14 protein-coding genes are annotated in these 17,969 nt (G+C 72.4%); 3 read left to right on the top strand and 11 right to left on the bottom strand.

All coding sequences use genetic code 11. The features are described from left to right. Nucleotides 1–11 precede the first annotated feature (11 nt). The 8 genes from ACUW6W_RS08375 to ACUW6W_RS08340 all read right to left on the bottom strand — a co-directional run bounded on the left by ACUW6W_RS08375 (nt 12) and on the right by ACUW6W_RS08340 (nt 9,458). Nucleotides 12–698: an ABC transporter ATP-binding protein gene (locus ACUW6W_RS08375; protein ID WP_020621739.1), complete on the bottom strand. Its 687-nt coding sequence runs from the start codon at nt 696–698 to the stop codon at nt 12–14. Then, nucleotides 695–1,750, bottom strand: coding sequence for a hypothetical protein (locus ACUW6W_RS08370; RefSeq protein ID WP_020621740.1), 1,056 nt, complete (start codon nt 1,748–1,750; stop codon nt 695–697). Before ACUW6W_RS08370 ends, ACUW6W_RS08375 begins: the two co-directional genes overlap by 4 nt. Then, nucleotides 1,747–2,457, bottom strand: a complete 711-nt coding sequence (locus tag ACUW6W_RS08365; protein ID WP_020621741.1) for a hypothetical protein — start codon at nt 2,455–2,457, stop codon at nt 1,747–1,749. The genes ACUW6W_RS08370 and ACUW6W_RS08365 overlap by 4 nt, the downstream gene beginning before the upstream one ends. Nucleotides 2,458–2,506: 49 nt before the next feature. Next, a complete protein-coding gene (locus ACUW6W_RS08360) occupies nt 2,507–2,677 on the bottom strand; it encodes a hypothetical protein (protein ID WP_020621742.1) in 171 nt (56 codons plus the stop codon). A gap of 372 nt (nt 2,678–3,049) precedes the next feature. Continuing rightward, nucleotides 3,050–5,155 carry an ABC transporter ATP-binding protein gene (locus ACUW6W_RS08355; RefSeq protein ID WP_020621743.1) on the bottom strand — a complete coding sequence of 702 codons (2,106 nt, stop codon included), beginning with the start codon at nt 5,153–5,155 and terminating at the stop codon, nt 3,050–3,052. Further along, nucleotides 5,152–6,909 (bottom strand): ABC transporter ATP-binding protein, encoded by a 1,758-nt coding sequence (locus ACUW6W_RS08350; RefSeq protein ID WP_454180116.1) that lies wholly within the window; start codon nt 6,907–6,909, stop codon nt 5,152–5,154. The genes ACUW6W_RS08355 and ACUW6W_RS08350 overlap by 4 nt, the downstream gene beginning before the upstream one ends. A 281-nt stretch (nt 6,910–7,190) precedes the next feature. Then, nucleotides 7,191–8,459 (bottom strand): phospholipase D-like domain-containing protein, encoded by a 1,269-nt coding sequence (locus tag ACUW6W_RS08345; RefSeq protein ID WP_036316196.1) that lies wholly within the window; start codon nt 8,457–8,459, stop codon nt 7,191–7,193. Between the two features lie 24 nt (nt 8,460–8,483). Further along, nucleotides 8,484–9,458, bottom strand: a complete 975-nt coding sequence (locus ACUW6W_RS08340; RefSeq protein WP_036316197.1) for an acyl-CoA thioesterase — start codon at nt 9,456–9,458, stop codon at nt 8,484–8,486. A 120-nt stretch (nt 9,459–9,578) separates the two neighbouring features. Between ACUW6W_RS08340 and ACUW6W_RS08335 the strand changes: the two genes are divergently transcribed. Together ACUW6W_RS08335 and rlmC are read left to right on the top strand one after the other, a co-directional pair. Beyond that, nucleotides 9,579–10,187, top strand: a complete 609-nt coding sequence (locus ACUW6W_RS08335) for a HEAT repeat domain-containing protein (RefSeq protein WP_020628173.1) — start codon at nt 9,579–9,581, stop codon at nt 10,185–10,187. A 10-nt stretch (nt 10,188–10,197) separates the two neighbouring features. Further along, nucleotides 10,198–11,409, top strand: a complete 1,212-nt coding sequence (gene rlmC / locus ACUW6W_RS08330; RefSeq protein WP_454180115.1) for a 23S rRNA (uracil(747)-C(5))-methyltransferase RlmC — start codon at nt 10,198–10,200, stop codon at nt 11,407–11,409. 16 nt (nt 11,410–11,425) lie between these two features. On the opposite strand, the gene ACUW6W_RS08325 is transcribed toward rlmC, so the two are convergent. Then, the gene (locus tag ACUW6W_RS08325; RefSeq protein WP_163721669.1) at nt 11,426–12,016 is read right to left on the bottom strand and encodes a hypothetical protein; all 591 of its coding nucleotides are present in this window, start codon (nt 12,014–12,016) and stop codon (nt 11,426–11,428) included. A gap of 286 nt (nt 12,017–12,302) precedes the next feature. On the opposite strand from ACUW6W_RS08325, the gene ACUW6W_RS08320 reads away from it, so the two are divergent. After that, the gene (locus ACUW6W_RS08320; RefSeq protein WP_454180114.1) at nt 12,303–15,680 is read left to right on the top strand and encodes a beta-phosphoglucomutase family hydrolase; all 3,378 of its coding nucleotides are present in this window, start codon (nt 12,303–12,305) and stop codon (nt 15,678–15,680) included. A gap of 138 nt (nt 15,681–15,818) precedes the next feature. On the opposite strand, the gene ACUW6W_RS08315 is transcribed toward ACUW6W_RS08320, so the two are convergent. Together ACUW6W_RS08315 and ACUW6W_RS08310 are read right to left on the bottom strand one after the other, a co-directional pair. Next, nucleotides 15,819–17,168, bottom strand: a complete 1,350-nt coding sequence (locus ACUW6W_RS08315; protein WP_454180113.1) for a sensor histidine kinase — start codon at nt 17,166–17,168, stop codon at nt 15,819–15,821. Further along, the gene (locus ACUW6W_RS08310; RefSeq protein WP_454180112.1) at nt 17,165–17,830 is read right to left on the bottom strand and encodes a response regulator; all 666 of its coding nucleotides are present in this window, start codon (nt 17,828–17,830) and stop codon (nt 17,165–17,167) included. The genes ACUW6W_RS08315 and ACUW6W_RS08310 overlap by 4 nt, the downstream gene beginning before the upstream one ends. Nucleotides 17,831–17,969 lie beyond the last annotated feature (139 nt).

The following is a 17,969-nucleotide window of genomic DNA, read 5'->3' as shown; positions in this document are numbered from 1 at the left end:
GTCCTCCCGGTTCACAGCCGCACCACCTCGTCGGCGCGGGCGACGACGGCGGGGTCGTGGGTGGCGACCACCACGGTGCGCCCCTCGGCGGCGGCATCGGCGAGGGCGTCCATGACGAGGCCGGCGTTGTCCGGGTCGAGGTTGCCCGTGGGCTCGTCCGCGAGGACGACGACGGGCGCGTTCACGAGGGCGCGGCACACGGCCACCCGCTGCGCCTGCCCGCCGGAGACCTGCCCGGGCCGGTGGTCGGCGCGGTGGGCGAGGCCGAAGCGCTCGAGCAGCGCCCGTGCCCGGTCCTCGAGCGTCTGGCGCTCCAACCCGGCGTAGAGGCCGGGCTCCACCACGGAGTCCAGGATGGGGCGGGACGGGTCCAGCTCCGAGTCCTGGAACACGAATCCCACGGAGGTGGCGCGCAGGCGGGAGCGCTCCCGGTCCGGGCGGGTGGAGGCGTCGACGTCGCCGAGGCGCACCACTCCGGAGGTGGGCGTGAGCATGAGCCCGAGCACGTACAGGAGGGTGGACTTGCCGCGCCCGGAGGGCCCGGTGAGGGCGGTGACGGCGCCCGGCGTGAACGCGTGGGTGAGGCCGTCGAACAGCTCCTCGGCGGCGCGGGTATAGGCGAAGCGCAGGTCCTCGACGGCGAGGGCGGCGGGGACGACGGGGGCGGCGGGCGTGCCCGGGGTGGCGGGCCCCGTCATCGGGTGCCGTTCAGCACGCGCACCTGCTCGCCGGCGTCCACGCCGTCCACGACGGCGAGGCCGTCGGCGGAGCCGAGGACGGTGACGGTGCGGTCCTCCGCGGCGCCGTCCCGGACCACCGTGACCGTCGCGGCGCCGTCTGGCTGGGTGCGCAGGGCGGACACGGGGACCACGGGCCCGGAGACGGGCGGGACCACGCTGACCTGGGAGAGCAGGGAGGTGGTGGCGTCGGCGGGCAGGGTGTCGCAGTCCTCGCCGCAGACCACGCCGCCGTCCGGGGCGGTGAGGGTGATGCGGATCAGGCCCTGCTCGTCGGAGGTGGACTCGCCGGCGACGGCCTTCCATTCGTGTTCGCCGTGGGGCACGGTGACCTGGGTGCCGGCCGGGATGAGGGCGGCCTGCTCCTGGTTGACCTCGAGGGCGAAGTCCGGTTGGTCGCCGGGGCGGGCCACCACGTTCTCGCCGCCGGCGAGGGTGGTGCCGACGGCGGTGGTCTTCGCGTCCACGCTGAGGGGCGCGGGGAGGGCGTCGAGGACCACGAGCTGGCCGAGCTCCACGGTGTCCGCGGCGGGGTAGCCGCGTTCGGTGAGCCAGTCGTCCCAGGCGTCCGCGGTGGCCTCGTCCCACGTGCCGGTGGCCTCCACCTTCGCGCCGGTGGCGGCGAGCATGCGCTGGAACGCGGCGACGTCGTCGCCGGAAGTGCCCTCCCCGAGAGGGCGCCACTGGGGAAGCTCGCCCTGGAGGACGAGCACGGGCTTCTGGGCGACGGCGTACAGCACCTCCCCGGCAGCCACCTCGCCGGACTCTCCGGCCCGGGTGACGACGCCGGTCAGCGCGTTCACCGCCGCCGGCGTCTGCTCGCGCGACACGGAGACGCCGAGGGTGATGACGCGGCCGAGCTCCTGCTCGGCGACGGTGACGAGGGCGCTCGCGGCCGGACGCTGCTCGGCCTGAGCCGGAGGGGTGAGCGTGACCCGGCCGGCCCAGAAGGCGAGCGCGGCGACGGCCACGAGCGCAAGGACGAGGGCGGCCCAGCGGGCGGGGCGATTCATCCGGATGACCCCCAGAAGACATCCTGCGGCGGAAGCTCCGGGCATGTCTGCGCGACCTCGGCCTGGCGTTCTGCCGACACGCCCCTCATGCTGTCCGCGAAGGGCCACCACTGGTGGCGGCCTGGAGTGTAGAACGCGGAGACGAATGCCTCTTTGGAGGGGCGCGCGGAGGTGTCGACCGTGTAGCCGTAGGCCTCGAGACACGGGATGAGGTATTGGTCCCAGTAGTCATAGACGAGGCGGAGCTGCGGATCGGTCCAGTCCTGGGTGTAGCTCGGATCCACCGGGTGCTGTGCGTAGCAGGTCACGTAGGCCGCCTCGAAAGCAGACCTCTGGGACTCAGGTGGGGTGTCGATCTGAATTCCCCCGGTCGGACCGACCGAGTTCGGCCACCCGGCCTCGGCCAGGCATGTGGACACCATGCGGTCCGACTCGAGGGACGTGGCGTACCACCCGGAGCGCTCCACCTGAGGCGGCGCGGGCATTCCCGCCCCCTGAGCGTGCCGCGCGACTTGCTCACGGTAGGCGCGCTCCTTCTCCGCCTCCGTCGTCAGGAGGGGTTCGATCCTCTCGGTGGGAACCCACTGCGAGGCGTCCCAGGTCTTCTCGGCCGTCGCGGTGGGGGGAGCGGCGACCGTGGATGAACCGCCGAGGCCCGCAGACTCCCGACCGACGCAGCCGGTGAGGGTCAGGGCGACGGCCGCCACCAGGGCGGCCGTCGCAGGAATGCGTAATGAAGTCATCGGTGCCGGCGAGTCAGTACGGGTAGTAGCAGTAGCCGTAGGTGCCCGACAGGAGGAGTCCTGCGCTGCAGTCCTGCCGACCGGAGTCCGTCAGCGCCTGCGCTGGCACCGCACCGGAGACGGCCAACGGTCCAGCGACGGCCACGCCGGCACCGACCTTAGAAATCCGCTGCTTCATACCCATGTCGCTCCTCCTTATGGTTCACGCTCAGTCGTGATCTGCGTCACACTCTATGAAGGTGCTCGCCCTGTGTCCAGAGAATTCTCGGTCGGTCCACAGACGTGCCCCACCAGGGAGTCAAGAGGGTCCTGCGCGTGACGGATGCGCAATCTCAGGGGACGAATGAGCGCGGCCACACCGGCAGGGGTGGCCCGACGATCGGGTTTCGATACTCCCGTCACCGCCGCGCGCCCTAGCCCCGTACACCTCCGGCTCCGGAGAGGTGCGGGCTCGTGAAACTCACCGGCACCTGGATCGAGAAGGTCATCGGGTGGTCCCGTGTCGCAGCGACGCCAGCGGCCAGTGGCTGGGCGCCGGCGCCATCCAGCCCCGGCCTCAGCGGGCGTCCTCGCGCGCGGCGGGCGCGCCGTCGTCGTCCTGCTCCTCCGCCTGTTCCCCGCCCTGGAACTGGCTCCTGTACAGCCGGAAGTACGCGCCGCGAGCGGCCAGCAGCTGATCGTGCGAGCCCTGCTCCACGATGTCGCCGTCCTCCATCACGAGGATGACGTCCGCGTCCCGGATGGTGGAGAGGCGGTGGGCGATCACGAAGCTCGTGCGGTCCGAGCGCAGCGCCGCCATCGCGCCCTGGACCAGCACCTCGGTGCGGGTGTCCACGGAGGAGGTGGCCTCGTCCAGGATCAGGAGCGAGGGCTGGGCCAGGAACGCACGGGCGATGGTGATGAGCTGCCGCTCGCCCGCGGACACGTTGGCGGCGTCCTGCTCGATCACGGTGTCGTAGCCGTCGGGCAGGGTGTGCACGAAACGGTCCACGTAGGTGGCCTTCGCCGCCGCGACGACCTCCTCGTCCGTGGCGTCGAGTCGGCCGTAGCGGATGTTCTCCCGGATGGTCCCGCCGAAGAGCACGGCGTCCTGGAGCACCATGCCGGTGGCGGCGCGCAGCTCGCCGCGGCTGACCGTGCGGGTGTCCACGCCGTCCAGCAGGATCCGCCCGCCGTCCACCTCGTAGAACCGCATGATCAGGTTGACCAGGGTGGTCTTGCCGGCACCGGTCGGCCCGACGATCGCGACCGTCTGCCCCGGCTCCGCCACGAAGTTCAGGTCCGTGATGAGCGGCTTCTCCGGCGTGTAGGAGAAGCGCACATGCTCGAACTCCACGCGACCGCGCAGCGGGCGCGGGAGGTGGGCGACGCCGTCGGGCCCGGGGATGGCGGAGGGCGCCGTTTCCCGAACGAAAGCGCTCTCGGAGGGCGCCGTTTCCCAAACGAAAGTGCCGTCGGGGGTGCGGGCGGGGGTGCCGTCGGGGGTCTCCTCCGGCTCGTCGAGGAGCTCGAAGATGCGCTCGGCCGACGCCACGCCGGAGATCAGCATGTTGGACATGCCGGCGATCTGCCCAAGCGGCTGGTTGAACTCGCGCGAGTACTGGATGAACGCGGTCACGGCGCCGAGGGTCATCTGCCCGTTGGCCACGCGCAGGCCGCCGACCACCGCGATGCCCACGTAGCCCAGCCAGTTCACCCACTGCATGATCGGCATGATCATCCCCGAGTAGAACTGCGCCGTGAACGCGGCCTCGTACAGCTCCTCGTTGCGCTCGTCGAAGCGCGCGGCCATGTCCCGCTGACGGCCGAACACGGTCACCAGCTCGTGCCCCGTGAACGACTCCTCGATGTGCCCGTTGAGCCGGCCCGTCTCCCGCCACTGCGCGGAGAAGAGCGCCTGGGACTTCTTGCCGATCACGCCCACCACCACGCCGGCCACCGGCAGGGCGATCAGGGCGATGAGCGCGAGCTGCCAGGACAGCCAGAACATCATGCCGACGATGCCGATCACGGTCAGCGCCGAGTACACGAGCGAGGCGAACGCCTGCTGGAGGGCCTGCTGGACGTTGTCCACGTCGTTGGTGGTGCGGGAGAGCAGGTCGCCACGCTGCCCGCGGTCGAAGTGGCTCAGCGGCAGCCGGTTGATCTTGGCCTCGATGTCCTCGCGCAGGCGGAACACGAGGCGCATCACGAGGTCGTTGAGCACGCGGCCCTGCAGCCACATGAACAGCTGGGCCACGAGGTACATGGCCAGCACGATCAGGATCAGCCGGCCCAGCTCGGTGAAGTCGATCCCCTCGCCCGGTGTGAACGCCATGCCGGAGAGCATCTCCGCGGCCTGGTCCTCGCCCTGGGCGCGCAGCCCGTCGATGACCTGCTCGCGGCTCAGCCCGCCGGGCATCTGCGCGGAGACCACGCCGCCGAAGATCACGTCCATCGCCCGGCCCAGGACGTGCGGGGCCCACACGTTGAGCACGACGGCGACCAGCACCATCAGCGCGACCACCACCAGGCCCAGCTTCTCCGTGCGGAACAGGCTCATGAGCCGCTTCGCGGACGGCCAGAACGCCTTGGCCTTGCGGGCCGGCCCGCCGCCCCAGTCGTCGGTGGCGCCCTGCTCCTGGATCTCGAGGATCTCCTCGTCCGTCAGGTGCTCGCTCATGCCACGTCCTCCGCGGTCAGCTGGGAGTCCACGATCTCCCGGTAGGTCTGGTTGTCCGCCAGCAGCTCGGCGTGGGTGCCGCGGCCGACCACGCGGCCCTCGTCCAGCACGATGATCTGGTCGGCGTCGGTGATGGTGGCCACCCGCTGGGCGACGACGATCCGAGTCACCCCGGCCGCCGCGCGGTCGAGCGCCGCCCGCAGCCGCGCGTCGGTGGTGACGTCCAGCGCGGAGAACGAGTCGTCGAACACGAGGATCCGCGGCTCGGCCACGAGGGCACGCGCGATGGACAGGCGCTGGCGCTGGCCACCGGAGACGTCCGTGCCGCCCTGGGAGAGGCGCGAGTCCAGACCGGAGGCCGCCGTCTCTGCCTTGCCGGTGGTGCGGGCGCGCACGAAGTCGGCGGCCTGGGCCGTCTCGAGGGCTGCCCAGATGCGCTCGTCCGAGGCGTCCGGGGCCCCGAACTGCATGTTCTCCCGCACGGTGCCCGAGAACAGGTACGGCTTCTGCGGCACGAGGGCCACGGCCTCGGTCAGCTCGGCCCGGGCCAGGTCGGTCACCGGCACGCCGTCCACGAGCACCTCGCCGGACGTCGCGTCGTACAGCCGCGGCAGCAGGCTGATCAGCGTGGACTTGCCGGAGCCGGTCGAGCCGATGATCGCCGTCGTGGTGCCGGGGGCGACGGCGAAGCTGACGTCGTCGAGCACCGGCGCCTCGGCGCCGGGGTACTGGAAGGTGACGTGGCGCAGCTCCACGGCGCCGTCGCGACGCGCGGGGGTCACCGGGCGGACCGGCTCGCCGAGCGTGGGGACGGTGTCCAGGACCTCGCCGATGCGGCGGGCGGAGATCACGGCGCGCGGGAGCATCATCATCATGAAGGTGCCCATCATCACCGCCGTGAGGATCTGCAGCAGGTACTGCATGAACGCGGTGAGCGCGCCGACCTGCACGAGCCCCGCGTCCACGCGCTCGCCGCCGAACCACAGGACGGCGGCGGTGGCGAGGTGGAGGATCATCGTGATGACCGGGCCGAGCAGCACGAACAGCCGGCCGATCCGCACGGACGTCTCCGTCAGGGCGGCGTTGGCGTCCGTGAACCGGCGCGTCTCGTGGCGCTCGCGCACGAACGCGCGGACCACGCGGATGCCCTGGATCTGCTCGCGCATCACGCCGTTGACGTCGTCGATGTTGTCCTGCATCCGCTGGAACAGCGGCATGAGACGCGCGACGATCCACGCCACGATCACCAGCAGCACCGGCACGGAGACCCACACGAGCCAGGACAGGCCCGGGTCCTCGCGGATGGCCATGATGATGCCGCCGACCGCCATGATCGGCACGGCCACCATGAAGTTCAGGGCCATGAGGGTGAGCATCTGGACCTGGTTGACGTCGTTGGTGCCGCGCGTGATGAGGGTCGCGGCGCCGAAGCGGCCGAGCTCCTCCGCGGAGAACGCGTCCACGCGGGTGTAGACGGCGCGGCGCAGGTCCCGGCCGACGCCCATCGAGGCCTTCGCCCCGAACCACACGGCGGCGATCGCGGCGACCACCTGCACCAGCGCGACGCCGAGCATCACGAGGCCGATGTCCCAGATGCGGGCGGTGTCACCGCGGGCTACGCCCTCGTCGATGATGCGGGCGTTGAGGCTGGGCAGATACAGCATGGCCAGCGTGCTGATCAGCTGCAGCACGACGACGGCCGCGACGGCGCCGCGATAGCGCCGCCCGTGACGGCGGAGCAGGGTCCAGAGCATGGGGCTCCCAGGGAGTCGGGATGGGCGCACGGCCGCGTGGGCCGCAGGGAGATGGGCCGAAGGGGGCCGGGTTCATTGTGCCCCAGCCGCGGGCGAGGAGGTCGGGCAGCAGCCGTCGTCGTCGGACGCCGCGGGCGCACCCCGGACAGCCGGCTGCCGAACCACCCGCTGGCGGACCCGCACGAGGACTGAGCGACGCCAGACGGGGGCGTGAGCCAGACGTTTCTGCTGCGGATCGGGCGTCAGAACTGCAGAAACGTCTGGCTCAGCGCCCGGGGTCCTCAGAGCAGGGGACGCAGTGGTACCAGCAGGGCCTCGACCACGCGGGCGAGGCCGTGACGGTCCTCCCAGCGCGGGGTGTCGATCCGGACGGCCCGCTGGGCGTCGAGAGCGAAGATCTCCTCCATCCGGGCGGCGAAGTCGCGGTCCACGACCACCACGTTGGACTCGTAGTTGAAGCCCAGGGAGAGGCGGTCGACGTTGGCCGAGCCCACGGTGGACCAGATGCCGTCCACGGTGGCGGTCTTCGCGTGGATCATGCTGGCCCTGTACAGCAGGATCGTGATGCCGGCCTCGAGCATCTTCCCGAAGAAGCCGCGCGAGGCCCAGTCCGCCACGATGTGGTTGGAGTCCTCCGGCACCATCACCTGCACGTCCACCCCGCGCCGGGCCGCGTGCAGCAGCGCCTCGAGGACCTGCTGGTCCGGGATGAAGTACGGCGTGTTGATGAGGATGCGGTGCTGCGCCCGCTGGATGGCGTCGAGGTAGCTCAGCCGGATCGGGTAGACCAGGAGCGGCGGCTGGTTCGCGGCCACGGTGACGCGCGGGTCCCACGTGTCCGGGGGGCGCCAGGACATCTGCTCGCCCGCGCGGTGGTGGGCGTTCCACTTGATGGAGATCGACTGGCCCAGCGCCCACACCGCCGGGCCGCGCTCACGCACGTGGGTGTCCCGCCACAGGCGGGCGTAGTCGTCGCCGATGTTGAAGCCGCCGGCGAAGCCGACCTCGTCGTCCACCACCATGATCTTCGAGTGGTTGAACCCGCTGTGCCGGACCACGCCTCGCCAGATCGGGCGGGCGAAGGCCGGCAGCCGGAACACGTGGATGCGCGGGTCCAGCTGACGGTAGAAGCGGGGCGGGACCACGAGGTTCCCGAACCCGTCGTAGGAGACGTAGACCTCCACGCCGCGCGCGGCCGCCCGGTTGAAGGCGTCCATGAACCGCTGGCCCGTGGGGTCGCCCTTCCAGATGAAGGTCTCGAACTTGATGATCCGCTGCGCTCCGTCGATCGCGGCGATCATCTCCTTGTAGAGGTCCTCACCCGAGGTGAAGATGCGCAGCTCGGAGCCCTCCACGTGGGCGTCGAACACGCCGGGGTTCGGCGCGGGTCGGCGCACTCGGCCGCCGCGCTTGACCATGTCCACGCCGGTGAGCCCGGCGGCGACCGTCAGCGGCAGTCCCACGAGACCGACGCCCGCGGCCACGGCCGCTCCCCGGAGGAGACGACGGACCGGCAGGCGGGACAGGGACGGCAGGGACGGTCGACGCATTCGCTCAGTCTACTCAGGGCCCCGTCAGCGCGGATCGGTCGAGCGGCGCATCTCGGTCCAGGCCGCGCTCACCTCGGAGCGCATGCGCACGAGTTCGATCGCCGTCTCCTGCAGCCTCCGGGCGCTCTCGCTCTCGGGGATGTACTGCCGCACCCGCTGGGCCTGGTCCTCCGCGGAGACGTCCACCATGACGGCGATCGAGTGCGCCACCAGGCGGGACTCCGCCCCGGTGCGTCGGCTCGCGTAGACGCGCAGCGCCACATGCATGGACCGCTCCGTGGTGTTCACCAGGAGGGCCTCCACGCGCACGAGGTCGCCCACGTGGATGTTCCGCACGAAGCGCACACCGCCGCCGAACACCGCGACCACGGATTCATGTCCGGTCCAGCGGGCGGCGCAGACGGCGGCCGCCTCGTCCACCCAGCGCAGGATCGCGCCCGCGTTGATGGTGCCGCCCACGGTGGCCTCCGCGTTGGGGGCCAGGAACGCGAGGGTGCTCATCTCCTCGGGGGCCTCCCCGGGCGCGGGGAACGGCAGTCGGGCCATGCCGCGCTCGACGGCGCGGCGGGCCACGGTGGAGCGGCGGGCCTGTTCGTCGCGCTCGATCTGGCCGGGGGTCGAGGGCTCCCAGACCGGCACGGTCACGGGCACCCCGCCCTCCTCCGCGGCGTAGACCACGAGGGACGAGGTGGCGACCACGGGGTCGCCGTCGTCGTCGCGGATCTCCGGCAGCAGCAGGCGGGTCTGGACGTGCACCTCGGCGCCGTCCGTGTGGACCACGCGCGCCTGCACCACGGCACGGCGGTCCACCGGCACGGGGTGCCGGAACTGAGTGTGCCCCATGTAGCGGGCACGCACGAACGTCCCGGCCCAACTCGCCGCGACGGCGTAGCCGGCCTTCTCGATCCAGGAGATGACGGTGCCGGCGTCCACCAGGCCGGTGGGATGATCGAAGCTGTCCGCCCGGAATTCGAGGGCGAGGGCTCCGGGGGGTCTCATGCCGTCGAACGTATCACCCGAGTCCGGGCCCTGTGCGGCCGGTCACGCCCCGTCCAGGAGTCTGCGGGGAACCTCCCGGCCGCGCCCCAGGCGGGTCCGCGCACGGGGGACAATGGACCCATGACCGCCTTCGACCGTCTCCCCCTGCCCGCGGAGCCCCAGACTCCGCACGACCGCCTGCGCCGCCGCACCGAGGCCGCCGTCGCCGAGCGCGGGGAGGCCGCCGTCGCCGGGCTGGCGGTGCGCCTGATGACCGGCGCGGCCACTCCCGATGACGTCACCTCGGGCGCCGCCCGCGCCCTCACCGGCGACGACGGCGACCTCAGCCCCGCCGCGACCGGCGCCCTGGCCCTGATGCACGCGTGGCACCGCAGCGCGCTGCCCGCCCTGACCGGGGCGCTCACCGCCCCCGAGGCGGACGTCCGCTCGGCGGCCCACCTCGTGCTCGCCTCCCGCGCCGGCTCGCTGCGCCGCGATGCCGCCGTCGACCGCACCCTCGTGGACGCGGTGCGGGCCGGCTGTGCCGACCCGGACCCGGAGGTCCGCGCGTCGGCCGCGTCCGCACTGGGTGCCCTCGCCCGCCCCGAGGACCTCGAGTCCGCCCTGCCCGTGCTCACCGGCATGGTGATGGACGTGGACGCGGACCTGGCCGCGGCCGCCGAGCTGGCCCTCGAGCAGCTCGCGATCCGCCTGGACCGGCCCGGCCTGCGGGTCAGCCTCGAGGGCTGAGGCGACGCCCGTGCAGTGCCCCCACTTCGATGTCGGCGAGTGCCGTTCCTGCCCGCTGATGGGCGTGCCGTACGCCCGGCAGCTCGCGGACAAGCAGGCCGCGGTCCTGGCCGCGCTGGCGGACGCGCTCGATGCGGACACGGTCGTGGCCGAGCCGTTCGCCTCCGCGGAGGCCGGGTTCCGGAACAAGGCGAAGCTCGTGGTCACGGGGTCGGCGGCGGCGCCGCGGCTGGGCATCCTGGACCCGCGGCAGCACCCCCGCCATCACGACGGCGCCGGCGTGGACCTGCGCGACTGCGGCCTGTACGAGGCCGGCATGGAGGGCGTGTTCGAGGCGTGCGCGGCGGCGGTGACGGCGGCCGGGCTGGAGCCCTACGACGTCGCCGCCCGCACGGGCGAGCTGAAGAACGTGATCGTGACGCTCTCCCCCGACCGGGAGGCGATGGTCCGGTTCGTGCTGCGCTCCGCCGACCGGCTGGACGCGCTGCGCGCGGCGGTGCCGGGGCTGCTGGATGACCTCGCGGCGCGCGGGACACCCGCCGCCGTGGTGAGCGCGAACCTGCTGCCGGAGCACGTGGCCCTGCCCGAGGGCGACGAGGAGATCGTGCTCGCCGGCGGGCCGACGCTGACCATGCGGCTCAACGGGGTGGGCCTGCGGCTGCGCCCGCAGGGGTTCTTCCAGACGAACACCGCGGTGACCGAGGGGCTGTACGCGACGGCGGCGGCGTGGGTCGCCGAGGCCGGCCTGCCGGCGGCGGCGTGGGACCTGTACTGCGGGGTGGGCGGGTTCGCGTTCCACCTGGCCCGGGCCGGCGTGCGAGACGTGTGGGGCATGGAGTCCTCCGCCGAGGCGGTGGCCGCGGCCCGGGAGACGGCCGCGGAGCTCGGCCTGGCCGACCGGGCGCGCTTCTCCGCCGGCGACGCCACCTCCGCGCTTTCGTTCGAGAAACGGCGGGCTCCGGAGGCGCTTTCGTTCGAGAAACGGCGGGCCCGCCCGGACGCCGTCGTCGTGAATCCGCCGCGGCGGGGCATCGGCGCCGAACTAGCCGACGCGCTGGAGGACTCGGGCGTGCCCACCGTCCTGTACTCCAGCTGCAACCCGGCGACGCTCGCGCAGGACCTCGTAAGGATGCCCTCCTACCGGGTGGCGCGGGTGCAGGTGTTCGACATGTTCCCGCAGACCCGGCACGCGGAGGTGCTCACGCTGCTGACCCGGCGGTGACGGGGGCCGGGGCGCGTCACCGCGGGCTCCCCGCCCGACGGTTCCGCTTCTTCAACTCGACGAAGACCTGCAGCAGCGTCAGAGCCGACGGCGCGAGCGCGGGTTGCGTGAGCACGAGCGGTTGCGCACGGGTCAACCCGCCACCCTGCAACGGCCGTCCCGAGTCCCACCGGTTGGCCTTGCGCAGACCACCCTCGTTCCACAGCCGCTCGTCCACCTTGAGCGCCACCTTCATCGTGTGCTCCGACTCTGGCGCCACAGCACGGACTTCCTTCACGTCCGCCCAGTCCACGGACCAGTCCCGCGTCCACACCCGTCGCTCATCGAACGTGACATGCCGAGGCCGGAACAGACCCATCGTCGCGGCGGGAAGCACCGCCAACGCCAGCGCCAACCCGATGAACGACGCCACACGCCACACCCCGAACCCGGCCGAGACATCCTCCGACGGCCGGAAGATCACCCACACGAACACCGCGATGCACACCACGACGATCAGCCACAGGAGCAACCACCGCGCCGGACGCACCCGCGCCTGCACCGGCAGACTCGCCAGGATCTCCTCCCGCGTCGCCTTCTTCCGCAACCGCGTCGGCTTCGCATCCATCACTTGCTCATCATCCAGTTCATGAGCCCTTCGCCCCCCGGCCATCTCCGCCGAGTGTGTCCTGCTCGTTCCCGGGCCACGCTTCCGGCGCGCGGGGGCACACGTCCGCCCCGTCGGCACGACCCTATTCCCGGAACCCACCGCGCCGCAGCGACATCACCGCAGCTGAGAACCGCTGTGATGTCGCTGCGGTGCGGTCGGCCGGAACGACGGCGCGCTCGCTGCGGTGAACATCGCCGCGGCACTCCCCGTGCGGCCCCACTTCCCCGCCCGTAGGCTGGTTCCCATGTCGCAGACGCTCACCCCCGCCGCTCCGCAGGACCTGAACGCCCGCCGTCACCGGCTCCGCCGCTACCGCGCCGTCATCTTCGACATGGACGGGGTCATCACGGACACCGCCGGCGTGCACGCGCAGGCGTGGAAGGAGCTCTTCGACGGGGCGCTGCCCGCCGTGGGCGCGCTGCCCGCCAACGCCGCCGTCGTCGCCGCGGACCCGGACGTGCTGCGCCCCTTCGACGCCGCCGCCGACTACCTGCACCACGTGGACGGGCGTCCCCGCGAGGACGGGGTCCGCACGTTCTTCGCCTCCCGCGGCCTGCAGGTGCCCGAGGCCGACTCCCCCGAAGCGGACACGGCCCCGGAGCTGACGGTCCTCGCCCTCGCCGAGCGCAAGCAGGGCTACTTCGAGCAGGTGCTCGAGCGCGACGGCGTCCGCGTGTTCCCGGAGGCCCAGGACCTCCTCGAGCGGCTGCGGGCCAAGGGCGTGCCGGTCGCACTGGTCACCAGCTCCAAGAACTCCCGCGCCGTGCTCACGGCCGGCGGCGTGCTGGACTTCTTCCCCGTGATCGTGGACGGGAACACCGCCCTCGAGCGCGGGCTGCCGGGCAAGCCGGACCCGGCGATGTTCTGGGAGGCCGCCCGCGAGCTGGGCGTCGACGTCGCGGACGCGATGGTCCTCGAGGACGCCGTCTCCGGTGTGAAGGCCGCCGCGGACGGCCGCTTCGGCCTCGTGATCGGCGTGGACCGCGAGCCCGATCTCGGCAAGGGCCGGCTCAAGGAGGCCGGCGCCCACCTGGTGGTCCAGGACTACGGGACCCTGCATCTGGAGGACCGCACCACCACCCCGTTCGACCCCGCGTGGGTGCTGCGCTGGGACCGCTTCGACCCGGCCTCCGAGGGCACACGCGAGGTGCTGTGCACCCTGGCCAACGGGTACTGGGGCACCCGCGGCGCCGTGCCCGGCACGCGCATCTCCTCCGTCCACTACCCCGGCACCTACATGGCCGGGGTGTTCAACCGGCTGACCTCGATGGTCCAGGGCCGGGTCGTGGAGACCGAGCACATGGTCAACATCCAGGACTGGACCCCGCTCGTGGTGACCCCGCGCCACGGCCGCCCGCTGCTGCCGGGCGAGGAGAACCTCGTAGAGTACGGCCAGGAGATGGACCTGCGCCGCGGCGTGCTCTCCCGCACCATGACCTTCGAGGACGAGCAGGGCCGGCGCACCACGGTCCACACCCGACAGTTCACCTCGCTGGCCAACCGGCACCTCGCCGCGATCGAGCTGACCGTCGTGGCGGAGAACTGGTCCGGGGACCTCACGGTGCGCTCGAAGATCGAGGGCCGCGTGGCCAACCTCAACGTCTCCGACGACCGCACCCTCGCCAACCAGCACCTCGAGCCGGTCCAGGCCCGGGAGATCGACGGCGAGACCGTCCTGCTCGAGACCGCCACCAACCAGTCCGGCATCCACGTGGCCATGGCCACCCGCACCCGCCAGGTGGCGCCGGTGGGCCACCACGAGCCCATCCGCCGCCCCGTGGACGGCTCGGACCTGGTGGTCGGCCAGGACATCCTCCTCCACGTGGACGAGGGCGTGCCGCTCGTGCTGGAGAAGATCGCCGCCGTCGCCACGAGCCACGACCACGCCAACGCCTCCGTGTGGGAGTCGGCGGTGAAGGACGTCCAGCGCGCCCAGAACTTCCGCAACCTGCTGACCCTGCACGAGCAGCGCTGGGGCACCAACTGGGACCGGTTCTCCGTGCGCATCGACCTGGCTGAGCCGTACCGGCATCAGCGCCGCTCCACGGCGGCGGAGGCCGGCGGCGAATACGCGCCGCCCGTCGTCGACGCCGGCCACTCGGCCCCGGTGGGTTCCGCGGTCCCGATGGGCAAGGACGGCGCGTCGCTGCGCCAGCAGCTCGCCCTGAACCTGCACACGTTCCACGTGCTCCAGACGGCCTACGGCCGCCGCCGGGACCTGGACGCCTCCGTGGGGGCGCGCGGCCTGCACGGCGAGGGCTACCGCGGCCACATCTTCTGGGACGAGATCTACGTCTACCCGATGCTCACGCTGCGCCGCCCCGAGATCACCCGGGGCCTGCTGATGTACCGCTACCGGCGTCTCAACGAGGCCCGCGCCAACGCCCAGGCCGAGGGCTGGGCCGGCGCCATGTACCCGTGGCAGTCCGGGGCGGACGGCTCCGAGGAGACGCCCACCGAGCTGTGGAACCCGCGCTCGCGCATGTGGATGCCGGACAACTCCCACAACCAGCGCCACGTCTCCCTGGACATCGCCTACTCGGTGCTGCGGTACATCGAGATCACGAAGGACACGTCCTTCATCTCGGACTACGGCGCGGAGATGCTCGTGGAGATCTCCCGGTTCTTCATGTCCATGACCCTGCACAACGCCGTCACGGACCGCTACGAGCTCCACGGCGTCATGGGCCCGGACGAGTTCCACGACGGCTATCCCGAGACCCCCGGCTCCGGCCTGCGCAACAACGCGTACACGAACGTGCTGACCTCGTGGGTGCTCGCGGAGACCGCCCGCCTGGTCCGCTGGCTGGACACGATCGACGACGGCCTGCCCGAGCTCATGGAGATCTCCGAGGAGGAGATCGAGCGCTGGGAGGAGGTCAGCACCCGTCTGACCGTGCCGTTCTTCGAGGAGGGCGAGGAGGCCGGCATCCTCGCCCAGTTCGAGGGCTACCAGGACCTGCTCGAGTTCGACTGGGAGGCCTACCGCGCCAAGTACGGGAACATCGGCCGCATGGACCTGATCCTGCAGGCCGAGGGCGACGCCACCAACCGGTACAAGCTCTCCAAGCAGGCCGACACCCTCATGCTCGGATACCTGTTCTCCGCCGAGGAGCTGGACCGGATCCTGCGCCGCATGGGCTACGAGCTGCCCGAGGAGGCGTTCGAGCGGATGGTCACGTACTACGAGGCCCGCTCGACGCACGGCTCCACGCTCTCCCGGCTGGTGCACGCGTGGGTGTCGGCCCGCACGGACCCGGACCGGTCCTGGGACCTGTTCACGGAGGCCCTCGAGTCGGACCTCTCGGACACGCAGGGCGGCACCACGAAGGAGGGCATCCACCTGGGCCTGATGGCGGGCACCGTGGACACGGTGATCCGCTGCTACGCGGGCCTCGAGACGCGCGACGACGTCGTCCGGCTGCACCCCCGCATGCCCGCCCAGCTGCCCGGCGCCCGGTTCACCATCCGGTTCCGCCAGCAGCCCGTAGTCATCCAGATGACCCAGCGGGAGGTGACGGTGGCCGCGGGCGAGGGCATGTGGCACGACGTGCCGATGATCATCGCCGGCCGCGAGCACACCCTGTCCCCCGGCGAGAAGCTGACGGTCCCGCTGGGCTGAGGGCCGCCGTCGTCGGCCACCCCACCCCGTCCCTTTGGGGGCGAAAGTGGGCGGTATCCCGCGCGGATACCGCCCACTTTCGCCCCCGGACGCGGGAGGACGCGGGAGGACGCGGGAGGACGCGGCTGCCGCCCCGGCTCAGCGCAGCGGCAGCTCGGCGCGGACCACCCAGCAGCCGCCCAGCGGGCCGGCCATGAGGGTGCCGCCGAACACGGCCACGCGCTCGCGCATGCCGGCCAGGCCGAAGCCGCTGGCCATCGCGACCACCACGCGGTCGCGGCGGGGCTCGCCCTCGTCCATGGGGCTGGCGATGCACAGCACGAGGCGGTCCGCGCCCTCGAGCTGCGAGGTCAGGCGCACCGTGCCGCGGCGCGGGGCGTGCTTGAGGATGTTCGTCACCGACTCCTGCACCACACGCAGCACGGTCAGCTCCAGGGAGCGCGGCAGCTCGTCCAGCTCGGTCAGCGAGCGCTCGACCGCGAACCCGGCCGCGTGCAGCTGGGCCTCGAACTCGTCGAGGCGGGCCGGCAGGTCCACGACGGCGTCCCCCTCCGCCGTCTGCGCGTTGCGGGAGGAGCCGCGCAGCGCGGTGAGCATGCGGCGCAGGTCCACGAGGGACTGCCGGGCGGCCTGCTCGATGGCCTTCTCCGCGGCGGCCCGCTTCTCCGGGTCCTTCTGGGTGGGCAGCATGGCGGCCTGCATCGAGATCACGGTGAGCCCGTGCGCGACGACGTCGTGCAGCTCCGCCGCGATCCGCTGCCGCTCCGCCTCCGCGGCGCAGGCGGCGGCCTCCTCGGCCCGGCGCAGGGCCGCCTCGCGGTCCCGGGCCCGATGCCGGGATCGGCGGATCATGAAGGCCGGCACCGCCACGCACAGCGCGACGATGAGCGTGATGACCATGACGCCCTTGAGGCTGTCCTCGTCCGCCCACGTGCCGTCGGTGAGGACCTCGCCCGCGACGGTGAGCAGGATGAGGGCGCCCAGGGCGAACCAGACGAACACCCGGTGCGAGTACCGCGTCACTATGGCCGCGCCCAGGACGACCCCGCCACTGAACGCCTGCGGGGTGAGGTGCGCGTGGTCCGCCTCCACGAGGCCCACCAGACCGAACGTGCTCCCGAGCAGCACGAACACCGCCGCGAGGGTGGGCTGCCACCCGAACAGCAGCGTGACCAGCACGCTCGCCAGGAACAGGACCCAGCGCAGGAGCGGCTCCCGCCCCTCACCCGTCAGCCCGCCGTCCTCCTCGAGGATGCCCGCGAGTTCGGGGTCAGCGCTCAGCCCGGCGGCCACCGTGGGCCCCAGCACCAGGGTGAGGATCTCCCCCAGCACCATGAGCCCGACGATCACGTAGAGGACGATCCGCATGTGCCGGGAGACGGGTTCCGTGCGCAGGATCGCGGGCAGGCGGGAGTCCAGGGGAGACTCGGCGGGCGGGCGCGACGTCGCCGTCGTCGTCCGAGCCGGGGCGGGCGCCGCGATGCTCATCCGATGTCCACGAGGCCCGCGCGGGCGGCGCGGATGAGGATCTGCACGCGGTCACGGACCTGCCACTTGTCCAGGACCTTGACGATGTGGGACTTCACCGTGGCCTCCGCGAGGAACAGGGCGCCGGCGATCTCCGCGTTGGAGGCGCCCTTGGCGAGCTCGCGGACCACGTCCAGCTCGCGCTCGGTGAGGCGCTCGTGCGGGGCGAGGGGCTCGGCCGGGCAGGGGTCGGCGTGCTCGGGGGCCGCGGTGACGGCCTCCACCAGGTCCGCGGCCACGCGGGCGGAGAACACGGCGTCCCCGGCGTGGACGCGGCGGATGGCGTCCACGACCTCGGCCGGCGGTGCGTCCTTCACGAGGTAGCCTGCGGCGCCGGCGCGCAGGGCGGGCACGAGGTACTGCTCGGAGGAGAAGGTGGTGATCGCCAGGACGCGCACGCCCGGGGCCTCGGCGGAGATGCGCGCGGTGGCCTCGACGCCGTCCATGTGGGGCATCTGCATGTCCATCAGCACGACGTCGGGGGCCAGCGTGCGGGCCGCCTCGAGGGCCTGGACCCCGTCCTCGGCGGAGCCGACCACCTCGAGGTCCTCGGCCTGGGCCACGAAGTGCTCGAGGGCGGTGCGCATCAACGCCTGGTCGTCGGCCACGACTACTCGGATCATGGCGCCCAGCGTAGGCGGCGCACAGGCCGCCGCGCGTCCGCCGAAGGTCGACGTCGGCCCCCGCCTCGGGGCGGACCGGGCCGGCTCCCGCGCCCGGCCGGCCACCGCAGTCCCGGCGCCTCCGTGGGCAGAACCCACA

The sequence above is a fragment of the Micrococcus sp. 093350064-1 genome, from assembly GCF_053627955.1.
Note: the sequence above shows the minus strand (reverse complement) of the source record. Positions and strands in the feature narration are given on the sequence as shown.